Origin of the sequence: Chromatium okenii (genome assembly GCF_002958735.1) — a bacterium.
Classification (GTDB): Bacteria; Pseudomonadota; Gammaproteobacteria; order Chromatiales; family Chromatiaceae; genus Chromatium; species Chromatium okenii_A.
Map to the genome: position 1 here is coordinate 19,472 of NZ_PPGH01000013.1, position 15,700 is coordinate 35,171.

16 protein-coding genes and 2 pseudogenes are annotated in these 15,700 nt (G+C 46.7%); 10 read left to right on the forward strand and 8 right to left on the reverse strand.

Annotated features, from left to right (window positions below; translation table 11 throughout):
- Positions 1 to 59 precede the first annotated feature (59 nt).
- Entirely contained in the window at positions 60 to 1,439 is a 1,380-nt protein-coding gene (locus tag CXB77_RS01875; protein WP_146108645.1) for a hypothetical protein, read from the forward strand.
- Between the two features lie 98 nt (positions 1,440 to 1,537).
- On the forward strand, positions 1,538 to 2,776 hold the full coding sequence (locus CXB77_RS01880; protein WP_105072570.1) for a hypothetical protein: 1,239 nt from the start codon (positions 1,538 to 1,540) through the stop codon (positions 2,774 to 2,776).
- An 85-nt stretch (positions 2,777 to 2,861) separates the two neighbouring features.
- On the opposite strand, the gene CXB77_RS23445 is transcribed toward CXB77_RS01880, so the two are convergent.
- From CXB77_RS23445 to CXB77_RS01900, 5 genes and pseudogenes are all read right to left on the reverse strand, one after another.
- Positions 2,862 to 3,491, reverse strand: coding sequence for a TOBE domain-containing protein (locus tag CXB77_RS23445; RefSeq protein WP_347338025.1), 630 nt, complete (start codon positions 3,489 to 3,491; stop codon positions 2,862 to 2,864).
- Positions 3,488 to 3,969: pseudogene (locus CXB77_RS24335) on the reverse strand (ATP-binding cassette domain-containing protein). Before CXB77_RS24335 ends, CXB77_RS23445 begins: the two are co-directional and overlap by 4 nt.
- Positions 3,935 to 4,613, reverse strand: a pseudogene (gene modB, locus CXB77_RS01890) (molybdate ABC transporter permease subunit). The pseudogenes CXB77_RS24335 and modB overlap by 35 nt, the downstream one beginning before the upstream one ends.
- A 4-nt stretch (positions 4,614 to 4,617) precedes the next feature.
- Complete coding sequence (gene modA / locus CXB77_RS01895; RefSeq protein WP_105072571.1) at positions 4,618 to 5,373, reverse strand: molybdate ABC transporter substrate-binding protein; 756 nt, start codon at positions 5,371 to 5,373, stop codon at positions 4,618 to 4,620.
- 20 nt (positions 5,374 to 5,393) lie between these two features.
- Entirely contained in the window at positions 5,394 to 5,816 is a 423-nt protein-coding gene (locus tag CXB77_RS01900; protein WP_105072572.1) for a TOBE domain-containing protein, read from the reverse strand.
- Positions 5,817 to 6,073: 257 nt separating this feature from the next.
- Here CXB77_RS01900 and CXB77_RS01905 point away from each other — a divergent pair, with 257 nt between their 5' ends.
- The gene (locus tag CXB77_RS01905) at positions 6,074 to 7,690 is read left to right on the forward strand and encodes a hypothetical protein (protein ID WP_105072573.1); all 1,617 of its coding nucleotides are present in this window, start codon (positions 6,074 to 6,076) and stop codon (positions 7,688 to 7,690) included.
- Between the two features lie 109 nt (positions 7,691 to 7,799).
- Here CXB77_RS01905 and CXB77_RS01910 read toward each other — a convergent pair whose 3' ends face one another.
- The 3 genes from CXB77_RS01910 to CXB77_RS01920 all read right to left on the reverse strand — a co-directional run bounded on the left by CXB77_RS01910 (position 7,800) and on the right by CXB77_RS01920 (position 10,218).
- On the reverse strand, positions 7,800 to 8,096 hold the full coding sequence (locus CXB77_RS01910; RefSeq protein ID WP_105072574.1) for a TusE/DsrC/DsvC family sulfur relay protein: 297 nt from the start codon (positions 8,094 to 8,096) through the stop codon (positions 7,800 to 7,802).
- Between the two features lie 128 nt (positions 8,097 to 8,224).
- A complete protein-coding gene (locus CXB77_RS01915) occupies positions 8,225 to 9,853 on the reverse strand; it encodes a sensor domain-containing diguanylate cyclase (RefSeq protein WP_105072575.1) in 1,629 nt (542 codons plus the stop codon).
- A gap of 11 nt (positions 9,854 to 9,864) precedes the next feature.
- Positions 9,865 to 10,218 carry a cupin domain-containing protein gene (locus CXB77_RS01920; protein WP_105072576.1) on the reverse strand — a complete coding sequence of 118 codons (354 nt, stop codon included), beginning with the start codon at positions 10,216 to 10,218 and terminating at the stop codon, positions 9,865 to 9,867.
- A 124-nt stretch (positions 10,219 to 10,342) separates the two neighbouring features.
- Between CXB77_RS01920 and gcvPB the strand changes: the two genes are divergently transcribed.
- The 7 genes from gcvPB to CXB77_RS01955 are packed head-to-tail and all read left to right on the forward strand — an operon-like array spanning position 10,343 to position 15,626.
- Positions 10,343 to 11,812, forward strand: coding sequence for an aminomethyl-transferring glycine dehydrogenase subunit GcvPB (gcvPB, locus tag CXB77_RS01925; protein WP_105072577.1), 1,470 nt, complete (start codon positions 10,343 to 10,345; stop codon positions 11,810 to 11,812).
- The gene (locus CXB77_RS01930; RefSeq protein ID WP_105072578.1) at positions 11,805 to 12,176 is read left to right on the forward strand and encodes a diacylglycerol kinase; all 372 of its coding nucleotides are present in this window, start codon (positions 11,805 to 11,807) and stop codon (positions 12,174 to 12,176) included. The genes gcvPB and CXB77_RS01930 overlap by 8 nt, the downstream gene beginning before the upstream one ends.
- A gap of 58 nt (positions 12,177 to 12,234) precedes the next feature.
- Positions 12,235 to 12,999 (forward strand): DUF4198 domain-containing protein, encoded by a 765-nt coding sequence (locus tag CXB77_RS01935; protein WP_105072579.1) that lies wholly within the window; start codon positions 12,235 to 12,237, stop codon positions 12,997 to 12,999.
- A 3-nt stretch (positions 13,000 to 13,002) separates the two neighbouring features.
- Positions 13,003 to 13,623 carry a cobalt transporter CbiM gene (cbiM, locus tag CXB77_RS01940; RefSeq protein ID WP_105072580.1) on the forward strand — a complete coding sequence of 207 codons (621 nt, stop codon included), beginning with the start codon at positions 13,003 to 13,005 and terminating at the stop codon, positions 13,621 to 13,623.
- The gene (locus CXB77_RS01945; protein ID WP_197710964.1) at positions 13,616 to 14,191 is read left to right on the forward strand and encodes a hypothetical protein; all 576 of its coding nucleotides are present in this window, start codon (positions 13,616 to 13,618) and stop codon (positions 14,189 to 14,191) included. The genes cbiM and CXB77_RS01945 overlap by 8 nt, the downstream gene beginning before the upstream one ends.
- Positions 14,158 to 14,943 carry a cobalt ECF transporter T component CbiQ gene (cbiQ, locus tag CXB77_RS01950; protein WP_242445349.1) on the forward strand — a complete coding sequence of 262 codons (786 nt, stop codon included), beginning with the start codon at positions 14,158 to 14,160 and terminating at the stop codon, positions 14,941 to 14,943. Before CXB77_RS01945 ends, cbiQ begins: the two co-directional genes overlap by 34 nt.
- 5 nt (positions 14,944 to 14,948) lie before the next feature.
- Positions 14,949 to 15,626 (forward strand): energy-coupling factor ABC transporter ATP-binding protein, encoded by a 678-nt coding sequence (locus tag CXB77_RS01955; protein ID WP_105072582.1) that lies wholly within the window; start codon positions 14,949 to 14,951, stop codon positions 15,624 to 15,626.
- Positions 15,627 to 15,700 lie beyond the last annotated feature (74 nt).

The following is a 15,700-nucleotide window of genomic DNA, read 5'->3' on the forward strand; positions in this document are numbered from 1 at the left end:
TTGAGTTCATCAGCAAGACACATTTCTGCATAAAACACATGCTCTCAGGTGTGCTAAAAATGCGCAATAACTCTGAAATAATTGAGATGGAAGTGCTTAAGGTTACCAATATACTACGCTTAAGCGGCATTGATATTCAGAAAGATAAAAACAATAACACCCTCTCTATAAATTGTTCAGATACTGTTAAAATCAATGATATTCTTGGGAAAGTGTATGCAAAGTATAAGGTAAGTGATTACTGTTGGAGTAATAGCACAGTAGTCATTGTACTTTATAGAAAAATCTGGGACACCGGAGTCGTGATCAAATTCTTTATCGACAATTTACTGGACAGCTCGACGCCATATCCCAAAAAGGCATTCTTTTCACCCATTACTCAAACATACCTTCTACATCAACGAAATTTTAATACCGAAGAATGCTTATCTGTCTATTCATCTCTAAATACGCAGTGGCAAGCCTTAACAAATAGTAATAAAACTACATTTTTATACGATATTAAAAAAGAAAACTTTGAAGATTTGGCTAATTCTGCGGTTGCTTTTTATGCTTCAAAGCATGATGGATGTGTTGTTCACTCTCAACCTATTTGGAATCTGAGTGAACGGTTTAAAAAACTCGGAAATGATCGTGAAGATAGTATTGGAGAAGATAACTGGAATATAGAACATCATAGTAATTCGACGCTACCAGAAGAAAATAGACCGCATCCTTGCCGTAAATGGCGAATGGAAATGTTAGCTTACTATTCGCCTGCGCATACTAATCGACGTGACGCTTATGGCATTCATCTTACTCAACGAGGTATTGCTAAAGTCGCTTTTCAAGTGCATGAACAGTGTTCTAACGAGCCGTTAGAAATTGTTGTGTTAGCAACGGCATATATGCTGTTGGCTCACGAAATATGTCACGCATGGATTGAAGACCTCTGTTGCTTATTTGATTTTTTTGACGGCGAAAATGCACCAAAGTCTAAAAGACGATATGCGAGAATAAATAATCGTTTTAATGGCTATATTTTTATGGAAGAAGCGATATGCAACACAGCAGCGTATGGTTTTTTGTATAAACACTTAACTGAACATCAAGAAAATTTGATGCCTTTATTTAAGACTTCTACTATTCCAACTTTTATTCCTCCATTTAACGCCGATAGGATTCTTAATGCCTTTGAAAATTGGATGATGAAGCAACCAAAAGGGTACAAAAATTTTGTGGCTATTCAAGAAACGCCCGCTCAAAGTGAGCTTTTTATTGAAAATATGTGTCGGTTGTTGGTTGAAATCTACAGAGTAAATCACTACTCAAATGGGTGTAATTACCCTCGATGTATAAGAGAAATCACTCAGATCATAAACGGCTTTTTTGGGTTGAAAAATCAGCAGTGTTGTGATAATCTTTGCTCTGCCCAGCCACCAGTATACATTGCGCGATGATATTTTATTGTCACACTTTGTGCTTTATAGTAATCTAAGCTACGTCCCCAGCAATTAAATTAAGACCTAATTAACTGAAAAAATCAGAGGTTTTAGTCATGCAAATTTATGCCTTGGATTTAGAAGATTTAAAACCAACAGATATTTCTGAGGCAGTTAATAAATGCCACAGACCAAAGAAATTTTCTGATGCCGGTAGCCATATCATGGAAGTTATTCATAGTCTGCCGAATTTGTTTAATGGCGTTGATCTTGGTGAAGTGGTTATCTATATAGGTAGATCGTTTTTTAATCCTGACAAACCTAAAGCAGGAGTTTATGGAAGATTCATGGAACATTTTAGAATCAAAGGTCATCATTACTCAGTTATAGCTCTGAGATGCGATACAAAGGTTGTTCCTTTATGGGAACGAGCAGCTATTCGAATAATTAGTAAATTAAAACAAAAAAAGCGACTATGCGTTTCAGATATTGTGAACATTGCGCAATGTCAGGCAGGTGCATTGCCAGCTTATAAAGAGTCCGTTATTTATATTACATGGACTCACGGCAAGAAAACTCCTATACAACACTTGAATACTAAAGAAATAAATTTAGTGTCAAATGAAATTTATGAAGATTTAAATAATGAAATCCCTCGTATTCAAATCAGTGACGTGCTATCAGCGACAACCGATGTAAGCCAATGTGTGGAGATAGTTTGGCATCCTCGATATCAAATTACTGATAATAGTGAAGATATTGACTCTATCGGGCAACTAACGGTTAGTTCTGCAATTATAGAAGATACGGCAGAGTCAATTAAGGATATTACGGGTTGTTCGTTGCGCAAGGTTAAACAGATTTTGATGAAGACGCGTGGGAATACACTTGTAAGAAATGCTTTTAGTGATTATTGGCCAGACTCTGAATATGTGGAAGACGATACCGACACCGACACCGAATATGCGGAAGATATTGACTCTATCGGGCAACTAACGGTTAGTTCTGCAATTATAGAAGATATGGCAGAGTCAATTAAGGATATTACGGGTTGTTCGTTGCGCAAGGTTAAACAGATTTTGATGAATACGCGTGGGAATACGCTTGTAAGAAATGCTTTTAGTGATTATTGGCCAGACTCTGAATATGTGGAAGACGATACCGACACTGAATGTGCGGAAGATATTGAATCTATTGGGCAACTAACAGTTAGTTCTGCAATTATAGAAGATATGGCAGAGTCAATTAAGGATATTACGGGTTGTTCGTTGCGCAAAATCGAACAAATTTTGATGAATACGCATGGAAATACGCTTGTAAAAAATGCTTTTAGTGGTTATTGGCCAGAAGATTAGTTTTGAAAATTACGCTATTGAAATTACAGTATTTTGCTTTATGGGATCTTTTTCAATAAAGCAAAATCAAAAATTCAATAACCAACTATTCCATCAGCGCCACCGATTTAACCTGCACCCAAATTTGCTGCCCCAGCGCGATGCCGAGCGCCGCCGCCGACCGTTTGGTCACTCGCGCCAGCAACACCGCTTCACCAATTTGCACCCGCACCAGTGCCAGCCCCGGATGCTCATCATCAGCAATCGCATCGACCTTGCCAGATAACAGATTGAGAATGCTCGTATTTTCTTGATGCTCGGTCGCCAAACTGACATCCCGCGCCAGCACCCGCACCCGCACATGCTGCCCTAGCGCCAGCCCTCGGTCGCGGCTCCACAAACTGCCGCCCGCAAAATCGACCCGCGCTAATTGCCACTGCGCATCGCGCTCGGCGACGGTCGCATCAAGCACCACGCCCGCGTCCTCGCCGAGGCGAATCGGCACATCCAGCCGCGCCAGCGTTTCCGTCAACGCCCCACTTGCCTGCACCAGCCCGCCGTCCATGACCACCAGATGATCGGCTAATCGCGCCACTTCATCCGGCGCATGACTGACGTAAAGCACTGGAATATCTAGTAAATCGTGCAGCCGTTCGAGATACGGCAGGATTTCTTGCTTGCGTTTGAGATCAAGCGCCGCGAGCGGTTCATCCATCAACAAAATGCGCGGATTCACCGCCAGCGCCGCGCAATCCCCACGCGCTGGCGCTCGCCACCCGATAGCCGCTCCGGTTTCCGCGCCAACAGATGACCGATGCCGAGCAGTTCGACCGCTTGCTCCAGACTGCGCCGCTCGGCTGCCGCGATCCGTTTCAGCCCGTAGCGCAGATTGCCCAACACGGTCAGATGCGGAAATAAACTCGCTTCTTGAAAAACATAACCCAGCGGCCGGCGATAGTCGGCACCCACGTCGTCGCGTCCTGCCAAATCTCGCCTTTGAATGATAAAAAACCGCGGGGCGCGTGTTCTAAACCGGCGATGCAGCGCAGCAGCGTAGTTTTGCCAGAACCAGAATGACCGAATAGCGCGGTAACGCCACGTCCGGGTAAATTGAGATCAACATCCAATTGAAAGCCCGGCCAATTGAGTTGAAAACGAGCGGCAATAGTATCCATTGATTTAAGTTTCCTTGCGCCCGCGATGTTGCCAAACATAAAGCGCCAACAAAACTGCAAAAGAAAATGCCACCATCACCGCTGATAAACGATGCGCGTCGGCATATTCCATTGCTTCAACATGATCGTAAATTTGCACGGAAACGACGCGAGTTAAATCAGGAATATTGCCGCCGATCATTAACACCACGCCGAATTCACCGACGGTGTGGGCAAAGGTGAGAATGCCGGCCGTTAAAAAGCCCGGCGCTGCCAGCGGTAATACGACGGTGAAAAACGTATCCAATGGTGAAGCTCGCAGTGTTGCAGCGACTTCCAGCGGACGGTGCCAATCGTTTCAAAAGCGTTTTGCACCGGCTGCACCATAAATGGAAACGAATAAAACACTGAGGCAATGACTAAACCCCAAAAGTAAACGGCAATAAACCGATGCCGAGCGCCTGCGTGAATTGCCCCACCGGCCCGCTCGGCCCCATTGCTAATAGCAGATAAAAGCCCAGCACCGACGGCGGTAATACCAGCGGCAATGCAACCACTGCGCTGATCGGACCTTTCCAGCGCGATGATGTTTGTGCCAACCACCACGCCACTGGTGTTCCCACGACGAATAAAATCGCCGTTACAATTCCGGCTAAACGCAAGGTTAGCCAGATCGCTTGTAAATCGTCGCTACTGAGCCACATCGCGTTATTTCAGGTCATAACCAAAGCTGTGGATAATTGCTTGCGCCGTCTCACCTTTGAGATAAGTCATTAACGCCGCAACTGCCGGTTTATCTTTACCCGCATTCAAAATTACAGCATCTTGAAGAATCGGCGGATATAACTGCGCCGGAATTAACCACATCGAACCGTGCGTTAATTTGCTATCTTTCTGCACCTGCGCCAGCGCAATAAAACCGAGTTCCGCATTGCCCGTTTCTACGAATTGAAAGGTTTGCGCGATATTTTCGCCGGTCACAAATTTGGGCTGCACTGCATCCAATAATCCCTGTTGTTTTAATACCGCCAACGCGGCTGCTCCATAAGGCGCAGCTTTCGGATTCGCAATTGCGACTTTTTGAAAATCGCCCGTCGTCAATACCTTGCCCTGCGCGTCCACAAAACCCGCTTTCGCTGACCACAACACCAATTTTCCAATTGCGTAAGTGAATTGCGAATCAGCAACCGCATTCCCTTCTTTAATTAACTTCGCGGGTGTGGTGTCATCTGCCGCCAATAAAATCTCAAACGGTGCGCCGTTTTGAATTTGCGCATAAAACTTGCCGGTTGCGCCGTAAGCCGCTTTGATCTGATGACCGGTTTCTTTAGTAAATGCAGCCGCAATCTCTTTCATCGGCGCAGTGAAATTAGCAGCCACTGCGATTTGAATCTCATCGGCGTGCGCGACCACGCTGGCACTGAGCAGCGCCAGCGTTAGTGCAAAATAACGAATTGGGTTCATAAAAATACTCCGGCTGGTGCTCAGGATTTAGTGGCCACAATGATCTGCGACGCTTTAATCAATGCGCAGGCACGAACGCCGGGCGCAAGTCCCAAGCTATTCAAACTATCAAGCGTGATTGATGCGGTGATTTCTGGGCCAGCGTCGGACGCGATGACGACGATGGCATTCACTGCGCCGGGTTCGCAGCGCGATACTGTGCCCCAAATCTGGTTGCGGGCGCTGGTTTTGAGCGTGGTATCGGTGAGCACGATGACCGACGGCGCTTTAATGAGCGCGTAGGCGGCGCTGCCGGTCGTTAATCCTAAATGGGCGACGCTGTGGTTGGTAATCATCGCGGTTAATTCGAGACCGTTAACATCAAGGACGACTTCCGAATTGACGGCTCCTTGATCGACGGATTTCACGGTTCCAAAAAACTGATTACGGGCGCTGGTATACATTGCGATAAGCCTATGTTTAGGGTTGAAAGAATGCAGTCGAAACTGCGCAAGGGATCAGCCTTGTGTTTTGAACTATACAGCGTTATGCCCTATGTAAAAAGCGAAAACTGCTCAGTAGGTCGTTTTTAATAAAGGAGTTAAGGTAAACATTAACAGTACCGCTGTGTGCACTAAAATATAGCAACGAAGCGCGATTATGGTGCTGAACAGTAGCCTTGTCGTGTTCATTTCCGCATTCAATTAATAGCAAACATCAAATGAAAAAAATACTCGTCATTGCGTTCTGGTGTGCATTATTCACTGCTGAAAAAATGCCTGCTGCATCAAATGAACAAACTTTAGAACCAATGATTGCAGCACATTATTTCGGTGAACACTGGCCAAAAAATTTCCTGTCCGCATTTCGTCGTGAGTACGTATTAAAAGATTTTCAACAATTGCGAAAAGATGGTTTTAATACGGTGATTTTATTAGTCAGTTGGGGCGATTTTCAACCGGTGATTGCGCCATGTTGCCAATGGAATGAACGTGCATTTACGCGGCTGCAGTTTTTAATTGATGCAGCGGCGCAAGCTGATTTGCGTGTGATTTTGCGCGTGGGTTACGGTTGGAGTTTGAATCCTCATGCAGAAGCGCCGTTGCAGCGTATTCATCAATTGCTCAATGACGCAGCAACTCGCGTCATTTTTCTCAAATTTATTGAGCGATTAGGACGCAGTTTGGAAAATTCGCCGCAGGTCATTCTCACGATGATGAGCTGGGAAGATCAATGGTTACATCAGATTGATCCGGCAGCACAAACCATTTTTGAGGATTTCACGAGCCTATTGCCAGCAGGAACACGTCCGCCATTAAATGCGCCCTTGCCGACAGCAAACGGCATTAACGCTGCGTTATTTCATGCGTATTGGGATTGGTTGGTAATGACGCAATTATATCAACCCGCACAGAAGTTATTGCCTAACTTGAGCTATGAAATCCGTATTGATAAAGACCCAGTGAAGACTGGTGAAAATCAACCAATGATTTGGTTAGATCATCGTGCGATGTATCGGCAAACCGGCAATGCACCAGTCAGTATTTATTGGGCACCATTTTGGGGCGCAGAGAATGTTGGCGAGCAATTAAGTGCTGCTCGCAGTAATGAATTGTTAGCAGCTTTGCTGCGGGAAACACGAGCATTTTCTGGGCAACGTGCAATTTTTATTGATCAATTTAATGTGATTGATAACTCGCTTGGTTACGAGCACAACGCGATTCTCGCGCCGAATGCGCTTGACGATTTTCTGAACACTGCGCTTTGCACATTAAAACAGCAAAATGTTATTGGTTATGGTTATTGGACAACCCGTGATTATCGAGAAAGTCCACTGTATAACCCATCATTTAGTCTTGGCTTAGATGGTTGGAAATTCACTTCAACCAATTCCGCAGCTCTAAAGTGGTTGCCAAATGAAGATGCTGAATTGCAATTAGCGACAGGTGATGTATTAGAACAAACAATCACCAGTGCTGCTGGACGATTACCGACATCTCTGGATTCACAACCAGATCAAGTATGTATTGCTGTTGGCGCAGCGAGTGTAGGCAGTGTAACGATTACCGCAGGTAATCTAAATAGTGCAACGCAATTGCGTTTTACTGCGAATACGAATCCGCTACAATGCACTGCAATCGTTGCTGCTCCATACAATGATCAGTTGACATTACGCATTGCCGCAAATTCCGAAACAACACTGCAATTGCGTAGCATTTGGTTTTTCGATCATATTCAACACGGCGGGCTTTATGATGTCGATGGAAATCACGGAGAATTATATCACGCATTAGTGCAATTTAATCGGAATTTTAAGAACAAACATAACTGCCGTTAATGGTCGTAATTTCTCGAATGTTTACCATGATGCAGCATGAATAACCAACATCTTAACAATAAAAAACGCCGATAACTATCGGCGTTTTTGGTGATTCAATGTGCGGGATTTAGACGCAGCCAGTAGGCTTGGGTAGTCCGCCCCATTTGCAAATGAGTTTCATTGGACCTTTCTTAAAAATGTCATAGAGGTCTTTGGTTGAAACCTTTTGCTTCTTGGCAAAAATACGAATCGGTGGAACCACGCCATCTTCATCATACATGGTACGCGCATCACGAATGAGCGACATCACTTGCTCAGTCATTTCAAAATCATCGGTACGCGCCAATTCAACCGCAACCTGTTCATTCCAATCATCGCGGTTGAGTAAAAAACCTTCGTTATCAAGCGGAAAATTAATGGTCATCGCAGCATCCTTCAGGTTTTGAGAAAAGTTGAATGTTTGGAAGATGGAGACAAGACGACATAAATCAACCGGAATCAGATCATGCTGTGGCTGTTGTCAAAAAACTCGTTAGCGATCAAAAACTAATCTTATTTAATCAAAGAATTAGAAACAACATCAATGCAATTATGACCTTTAATTTTAGCTTGATAAAGTGCTTGCTCGGCATCTTTCAACAACTGATCAACGGAGCTAGTGCTGGCAGATGTGAGTTCTGTAACACCGAAACTTGCAGTAATACTACCAGCAGATAAGGTTGAAATTGCGCTCATTACTAACAATTGACGTAAATCTTCACATAACTTAATGGCGATATTGAGTGGTGTATCCGTTAAAATAACTAAAAATTCTTCATCACCATAGCGAAAAATATAATCAGAATTCCGCACACAACTACGTGTTAATCGCGCTGTCTCAATCAAAACTTGATCGCCAACAGCATAACCAAAACGATCATTAATACTTTTGAAATGATCCAAATCGATGACGATTAGGCTCAGGTTAGTAAGATGACGACGCTGAACGCGAATTGCTTCTTTGGCTAAACATTCTGTTAGATAGCTTCGATTGTAAAGGCTGGTTAGTTGGTCGCGTATAGATAATTCACGTAACGCTGTTGTTTGTAAACTGAGCGTCTGTTTTAGTTTTCTTGTGGCAATACGGAAAGCGATAAATAACATGATTTCAATTAAAATAAAAGCAACTACACTGTAAATGATATTGTTGTGAACATTCTGGTGTAACTGTGCTATTTCATTCGTCACATCATACCAAGTTGCAATTGCGCCAACAGGCGCACGATGTGGATCATTTTGATTTTGATAGTCGCGTAATGGAAACACGGATACTGCAATATCACGTTGATCAATGTGACACCAACTCACACCAAATTCATGTAAAATCGCTTGCGTACAGGGATGATCTAACAGATAGCGAGTTTCATTATGTAAGCTCGATTCAATAAAATAATTACCAACAGCCGAATTTTTAGCAAGGTAGTTTGCAAAATGATATGGCCACATTGTTTCACGAGTGTGGCTCAAGGTTAAAAGCACTGCAAAATGTGTATCACTTGATTTTTCAACCATTTGTAATAGTGATTGATAAGATGTTCCTGCTTCAAGAACGCCAATTTGCGTTAATCGTTGTGGATTATCTGGATCATTGTAAGTGATCGGAACAACGCCACGAATTCCGCAGATAGTACGCCCACATTCAAAACCCATCGTTGGCTTTTTTAAGCGTAATGCATCTTGAATAGTAAAACGAACATCTGCCAGATCATCGCCGAATTCTTCAGGTGCATGAACACGCAAAAATGAGGTTGCTGCTAAACCAAATTGAAAGTGTAATTGACGAGTATCATAAAGACGCTCTAATTCTTCCCAAGGTCTGGATACAATTGAGAGCAGACGACACCGCGCTATTTGTGCTTGCAATCCACCCTTGCCACCGCCTTCTGCTTCAACTGCTTTGCGACCCTCGTAAAATGTTTTTTGTACTTCAGGAATAGAAGCGATATAGGCAGCGGTTTGTTGCATACGCAATGCAGTATCGTCAAGTGCAGTTTTAAAAAGACTATCGAGGTAATCTGCCCGTTGCTCTAAAAAAATCTGGAATTGTTTTTGCTCTGAATGATAGTTGATCCAAACAAAAATGCCTTCACTGAATGCAATTAAACAACTCACGGCGACAAACAAAACGATGCGAATGGTCATGCTATTATTAATTAAGTGTTTGGTGTAGAATTTACGTTGCTGCTTGCGCTAAAACTGTTTTCAAGATGAATTGCCAGCCAAATACACTGCGGTTCTTCTGCTGTGTATAAAACGCGATGCAGTGTGTGCGCAGGAATAAAATAATAGTCTCCTGCTACAAGATTGACAATAACGCCAGCAATCCATAATTGCGCTGTTCCTTGTAATAAACACACCCATTCATCTTGCACTTGATCGTAAAGCTGTTGATCGGGATAAGCACTGCTGATAATACGTTCAATGCGTAATTGAGGGCAGCAGAGTAATGATTCAAATGTTTCGCCGTGAGATAACACCGGTGCATTTGCAAATAAATTTCCAGACATAGTGACGGATTCAAATCTCACGTTGATTTCCCACAATATCGCTATTCGTTAACATGGATTCGGCAAATCGCCGTAAAATCTGTTCCATCCAACAGGATTTAACCTTTATTTTTAGGATACCGCCATGCTGATTTACGACCAATCCCGTGCTGGTCGCCGAGCGCCAACGCAAGCGCCGCTCAATTCATTTGATGTCACTACAATTGCTCCAGCGCTGCGCCGTCGCACTCGTCCGCATCTGCCGGAAGTGTCTGAAATGCAGGTGGTGCGTCACTATACGCGCTTGTCACAAAAGAACTTTTCCATTGATACGCAGTGTTATCCGCTCGGTTCGTGCACGATGAAATATAACCCTCGCGTTTGTCACACGTTGGCGATGCTGCCGGGGTTTCTCAATCGGCATCCGCTGACGCCAGACAGTCACGGTCAGGGAGTGCTGGCTTGTCTGTTTGAATTGCAAGACATTTTGAAAGAAATCACCGGCATGGCAGCAGTATCGCTGGCTCCATCTGCCGGAGCGCAAGGCGAGTTTGCCGGCGTTGCGATGATCCGCGCTTATCATCAAGCGCGGGGCGATGTAGCGCGAACCGAAATGCTGGTTCCCGACGCCGCGCATGGCACAAATCCCGCGTCCGCCGTGATGTGCGGGTTTACTGTCCGCGAGATTCCGACCGGCGCTGATGGCGATGTCGATTTGACGGCACTCGCAGCGGCAGTCGGCCCACAAACTGCCGGAATCATGTTGACCAATCCCAGCACGGTCGGCGTATTTGACCGCAATATCCAAGCCATTGCCCGCACCGTGCACACCGCTGGCGGCTTGCTGTATTACGACGGCGCAAATCTCAACGCCATTTTGGGCAAGGTGCGCCCCGGCGACATGGGCTTCGATGTGATTCACATGAATCTGCACAAAACCTTTTCCACTCCCCACGGCGGCGGCGGACCCGGCGCAGGTCCCGTCGGCGTGTCGCCGCGTTTGGAACCCTATTTACCCGTGCCATTGGTCGCTTGCGACGGCAGCACTTATCGCTGGCTGACCGAGCGCGACCGTCCGCACAGCATCGGACGCTTGACCGCGTTCGGCGGCAACATCGGCATTTTGCTGCGTGCTTATATTTATGCGCGGCTACTCGGACGCGAAGGCATGGGGCGCGTCGCCGAATTCGCCACGCTCAACGCCAATTATCTGCTGGCACGACTGCAAGCCATTGGTTTTGAAGCAGCTTATCCGCAACGCCGCGCCAGCCACGAATTCATTATCACGCTGAAACGTGAAGCAAAAGAACTCGGCGTAAATGCTATGGATATTGCAAAACGTTTATTAGATTACGGCTATCACGCACCAACCACTTATTTTCCATTACTCGTGCCGGAATGCTTATTGATTGAACCAACCGAAACCGAAACTAAAGAAGAATTGGATGGTTTTATTGCCGCACTTGCCGCCATTCGCCGTGAAGCCTATGAAAATCCGCAACATCTCAAAACTGCGCCGCATCATTTGCCCTTGCGTCGTCTCGATGATGTGCGAGCAGCACGGCAATTAGATTTAGCGTGGACACCGAATCATCACGAGAATGCGAATGGCTAATCAAAACGCAAAAGGTTGGCGGCGCGTCGTGTTTGCGTTTGGCTATTCAATGAACGGATTAAAAGCCTGTTTCGTACATGAAGAAGCATTTCGACAAGAGATTTTTCTGCTGATATTTTTCATTCCGCTGGCGCTATGGCTTGGCGAAACGCCAACTGAACGCGCATTATTGGTTGGCAGTTTATTGATTGTGCCCATTGTTGAATTGCTCAATTCAGCAATTGAAGCCAATGTTGATCGCGTGGGTTTAGAACGACATGAATTATCGGGTCGCGCTAAAGACATCGCCTCCGCCGCAGTGTTTTCCAGTATTGCGTTTTGTGTGGTGAATTGGGCACTGATTTTAATTCCTAGATGGGTATAAAACACCTGATGCAGCACACCTACATCTGTTCAGAATTATCAGCGCAGGAATACGTTCTATGATTCGTTTTGCCCTCTCATTGGTGATTGCACTCGCATTTGCCACAACTGCTGCGGCGCATTTTCAAGAACTCATTCCAAATACGGAAATCATTATTACCGCCAGCGAAAATCCAGTTGAATTGCACTTGCAATTCACGCATCCAATGGAACGCGGGCCATTGATGAACATGGCACAACCCGTACAATTTGGCGTGATTAGCCCAACGGGACGCGAAGATTTACTGCCTAATTTGACTGCGCACAGCATCGCCGATCATCAGACGTTTAGTGCCAGTTATCGCATTAAACAGCCCGGCGATTACCTGTTTTTTGTGGAGCCAGCGCCCTATTGGGAACCGGCTGAAGGTGTGATGATTATTCATTACACCAAAGTCATCGTGTCTGCATTTGGCGCAGAAAATGGCTGGGATACTGAAATCGGCTTACCGGTTGAAATCATTCCATTAACGCGCCCCTATGGATTATGGACAGGAAATCTATTCACTGGCGTGGTTAAACACAACGGTCAACTAGTGCCTTTTGCGGAAGTTGAAGTAGAATGGCGCAATGATAGCTCCATTAAACCACCAGCATCGCCGTTTGTGACGCAAGTCGTTAAAACTGATGCCAATGGCGTCTTTAGTTACGCCATGCCTCATTCTGGCTGGTGGGGATTTGCGGCATTACTCAATGGCGATCAACCACTAAAAAACCCAGCGGGAAACGCGGTTCCAGTGGAATTAGGGGCGCTGATTTGGGTGCGCACACGAGATATGAAATAAGCTATGGCACATATTCCCGATGGCGTGTTATCTGCGCCAGTGTTAATTGGCGGCGCAGTGTTTTCAATCGGCTTATTGACGACCGCACTGCGCCGACTAGATGATGAACGATTGCCCGCAGCAGCCGTATTATCTGCTGCTTTTTTTGTCTCTTCGTTAATTACGATTCCCATTGGACCCACCAGCGTTCATTTATTATTAAATGGGTTAATGGGTTTATTGCTAGGGTGGACAGCAATTCCGGCATTATTCGTGGCGTTGCTATTACAGGCAGCGTTTTTTGGTTATGGCGGAATTTTAGTGCTGGGCGTTAATACGCTGAATATGGCATTGCCAGCGTTGATCTGCGCACTGTTATTCACGCCATTATTGCGTCGAATTGCGCCAGCTCGATTTTTTTGGATTGGCGCTGCCGCAGGTTTATGCGGAGTGTTATTAACTGGTGGATTGGTGGCGTTAAGTTTAGGTTTAAGTGGTGACGCATTCCGCACTGCGGCTGGAGTGCTATTGGCAAGCTATTTACCGCTCGCATTGGTGGAGGCACTGATTACCGGCACGGTATTGACTTTTTTACAGCGTGTCGCGCCGGAATTATTGGAGCCATTGGTGGTATTGCGTGGTTAATTACATCAGCACATTGGCGCTATTGTTTATTTGTGCTTTCAATTGCGCCCCAGCGCTGGCGCATCGGCTGCAAGTATTCGCCAGCGCCGAGGGTGCGAATATCAGCGGCAGCGCCTATTTTGCGGGTGGCGCGAAAGCGGGCGATGCGTCCATTTCAATTCAGGATGCGACGGGTCACAAGCTCGCGGAATTGCGCACGGCCGCCGATGGCAGTTTTAGTTATCCGGTGCAAACGCCGACCGAGCATTTGGTGATTGCCGACAGTGGCGACGGACATCGGGCGCAATGGCGCGTGACGGCAGCGGAATTGGGTGGAAATCTGCCGCTGTCCGCAGCGCCAGCGTCATCTGCCATCGTTTCAACTACAACCGCAAACACCGTTGATCCGGCGCTGCTCGCGGCGATGGAGCAGGCAGTGGCGAGGCAAGTACGACCACTGCGCGAGGAATTACAAGCGGCTAAAAATCAAGCCCATTTCCGCGACATTCTCGGCGGCATCGGCTACATCGTTGGTTTAACTGGCATTTTGCTGTGGTGGCGTCAACGCCGCAGCCCACCTCGCCCGTGAGCCAGCTCGCGCTTTTTCTTCCGCCTGCATCCTGTTGGATATGCGCCCGCGATCCTCGGCTGCGCATCGTTGCGGCTGGAGTTTTTGCGCTGGTGACGGTCAATTTCACGCATTTATTCACGTTATTGATCGCAGTGCTAAGTGCCGTGACCATGCTCATCAGCAGCGGCGGCTGGAAACGTTGGCGACAATTGCTGGCGCTAGAAAGCGTGATGCTGTTGTTATTATTGACATTACCGCTGACCGTGCCCGGCGCGGCGCTATTCACCGTCGGCGGATTCAGCGCCAGCCGCACCGGTCTCACCTTGGCAATAACGCTGTTGCTCAAAGCCAACGCCATTGTCGTGATGATGCTGGCACTGGTCGGCAGTCTGGAGCCGATGCAATTCGGTCACGCGCTGGCGCGGCTCGGCGTACCGGAAAAATTGGTACATTTGCTGCTGCTGACCATTCGCCAGATTCACTTGTTATATCAAGAGTTTATTCGTTTGCGCCAAGCGATGCGTGCTCGCGCTTTTGTGCCACGCAGCGATCGCCACACTTGGCACAGTTACGGTTGGCTGATGGGAATGTTGCTGGTGCGCAGTTTGACGCGCTCGCAACGGCTGGCAGCGGCGATGCGTTTGCGCGGATTTCACGGGCGGCTGTATTTGCTCGATGCGTGGGTGTGGCAGTGGCAACGGGCTGACACGACGCTAGCGCTGGGATTTGCGTTATTTCTCAGCAGCTTAATTGCACTGGAATCGTGGTGATAACCATGCCATCGCTCCTCGAATTACGCGAAGTGCATTCTGGTTATCCCACGCATCCGGTGCTGCGCGGCGTCAATTTTGCGCTGGCAGCGGGCGAGCGCGTGGCACTGATTGGTGCGAACGGCGCAGGCAAAACGACGTTGCTGCATTTATTGGTCGGACTGGTACGTCCGACGGCCGGTGAAGTGATCGCTTTTGGTCAAGTGCGGCGCAGCGAGACGGATTTTCACGCCGTGCGAGCGCAAGTCGGGCTGGTGTTTCAAGATGCTGATGATCAACTTTTTTGTCCGACCGTGCTGGAAGATGTCGCCTTTGGGCCGCGCAATCTCGGACGTACTTCGGCGCAGGCGAAAGCAGATGCACTGGACACCTTGGCTGCGCTGGGATTGGCAGGATTTGCCGAGCGCGTGACTTATCGACTATCGGCGGGGGAAAAACGGCTGGTGGCATTGGCGACGGTATTGGCAATGAAACCGACCGTATTGTTATTAGATGAACCAACGAATGGTTTAGATGCCGCAACTGAAGCGCGATTAATTCAATATCTCGCTGCATTAAAACAGGCAATGGTGATTGTATCGCACGATCAACAAGTGCTGGCGCAATTGGCAACCCGCAGCGTTCGACTTGATAGCGGCGTATTACACCATGAACCACGAATGAACTCTGCAAAACATCCATAGCATCCATTTCCTGACCATTCGCTGACAACGACCGATAGCTATTGGTCAGGGCGTCATTGTTAATCTGCGTTTCA

Bases quoted from the DNA above. Each gene is read 5' to 3' on its own strand.
- CXB77_RS01875 (WP_146108645.1), top strand. From the start codon at position 60: ATGCGCAATAACTCTGAAATAATTGAGATGGAAGTGCTTAAGGTTACC.
- CXB77_RS01880 (WP_105072570.1), top strand. From the start codon at position 1,538: ATGCAAATTTATGCCTTGGATTTAGAAGATTTAAAACCAACAGATATT.
- modA (WP_105072571.1), bottom strand. From the start codon at position 5,373: ATGAACCCAATTCGTTATTTTGCACTAACGCTGGCGCTGCTCAGTGCC.
- CXB77_RS01900 (WP_105072572.1), bottom strand. From the start codon at position 5,816: ATGTATACCAGCGCCCGTAATCAGTTTTTTGGAACCGTGAAATCCGTC.
- CXB77_RS01905 (WP_105072573.1), top strand. From the start codon at position 6,074: ATGAAAAAAATACTCGTCATTGCGTTCTGGTGTGCATTATTCACTGCT.
- CXB77_RS01910 (WP_105072574.1), bottom strand. From the start codon at position 8,096: ATGACCATTAATTTTCCGCTTGATAACGAAGGTTTTTTACTCAACCGC.
- CXB77_RS01915 (WP_105072575.1), bottom strand. From the start codon at position 9,853: ATGACCATTCGCATCGTTTTGTTTGTCGCCGTGAGTTGTTTAATTGCA.
- CXB77_RS01920 (WP_105072576.1), bottom strand. From the start codon at position 10,218: ATGTCTGGAAATTTATTTGCAAATGCACCGGTGTTATCTCACGGCGAA.
- gcvPB (WP_105072577.1), top strand. From the start codon at position 10,343: ATGCTGATTTACGACCAATCCCGTGCTGGTCGCCGAGCGCCAACGCAA.
- CXB77_RS01930 (WP_105072578.1), top strand. From the start codon at position 11,805: ATGGCTAATCAAAACGCAAAAGGTTGGCGGCGCGTCGTGTTTGCGTTT.
- CXB77_RS01935 (WP_105072579.1), top strand. From the start codon at position 12,235: ATGATTCGTTTTGCCCTCTCATTGGTGATTGCACTCGCATTTGCCACA.
- cbiM (WP_105072580.1), top strand. From the start codon at position 13,003: ATGGCACATATTCCCGATGGCGTGTTATCTGCGCCAGTGTTAATTGGC.
- CXB77_RS01955 (WP_105072582.1), top strand. From the start codon at position 14,949: ATGCCATCGCTCCTCGAATTACGCGAAGTGCATTCTGGTTATCCCACG.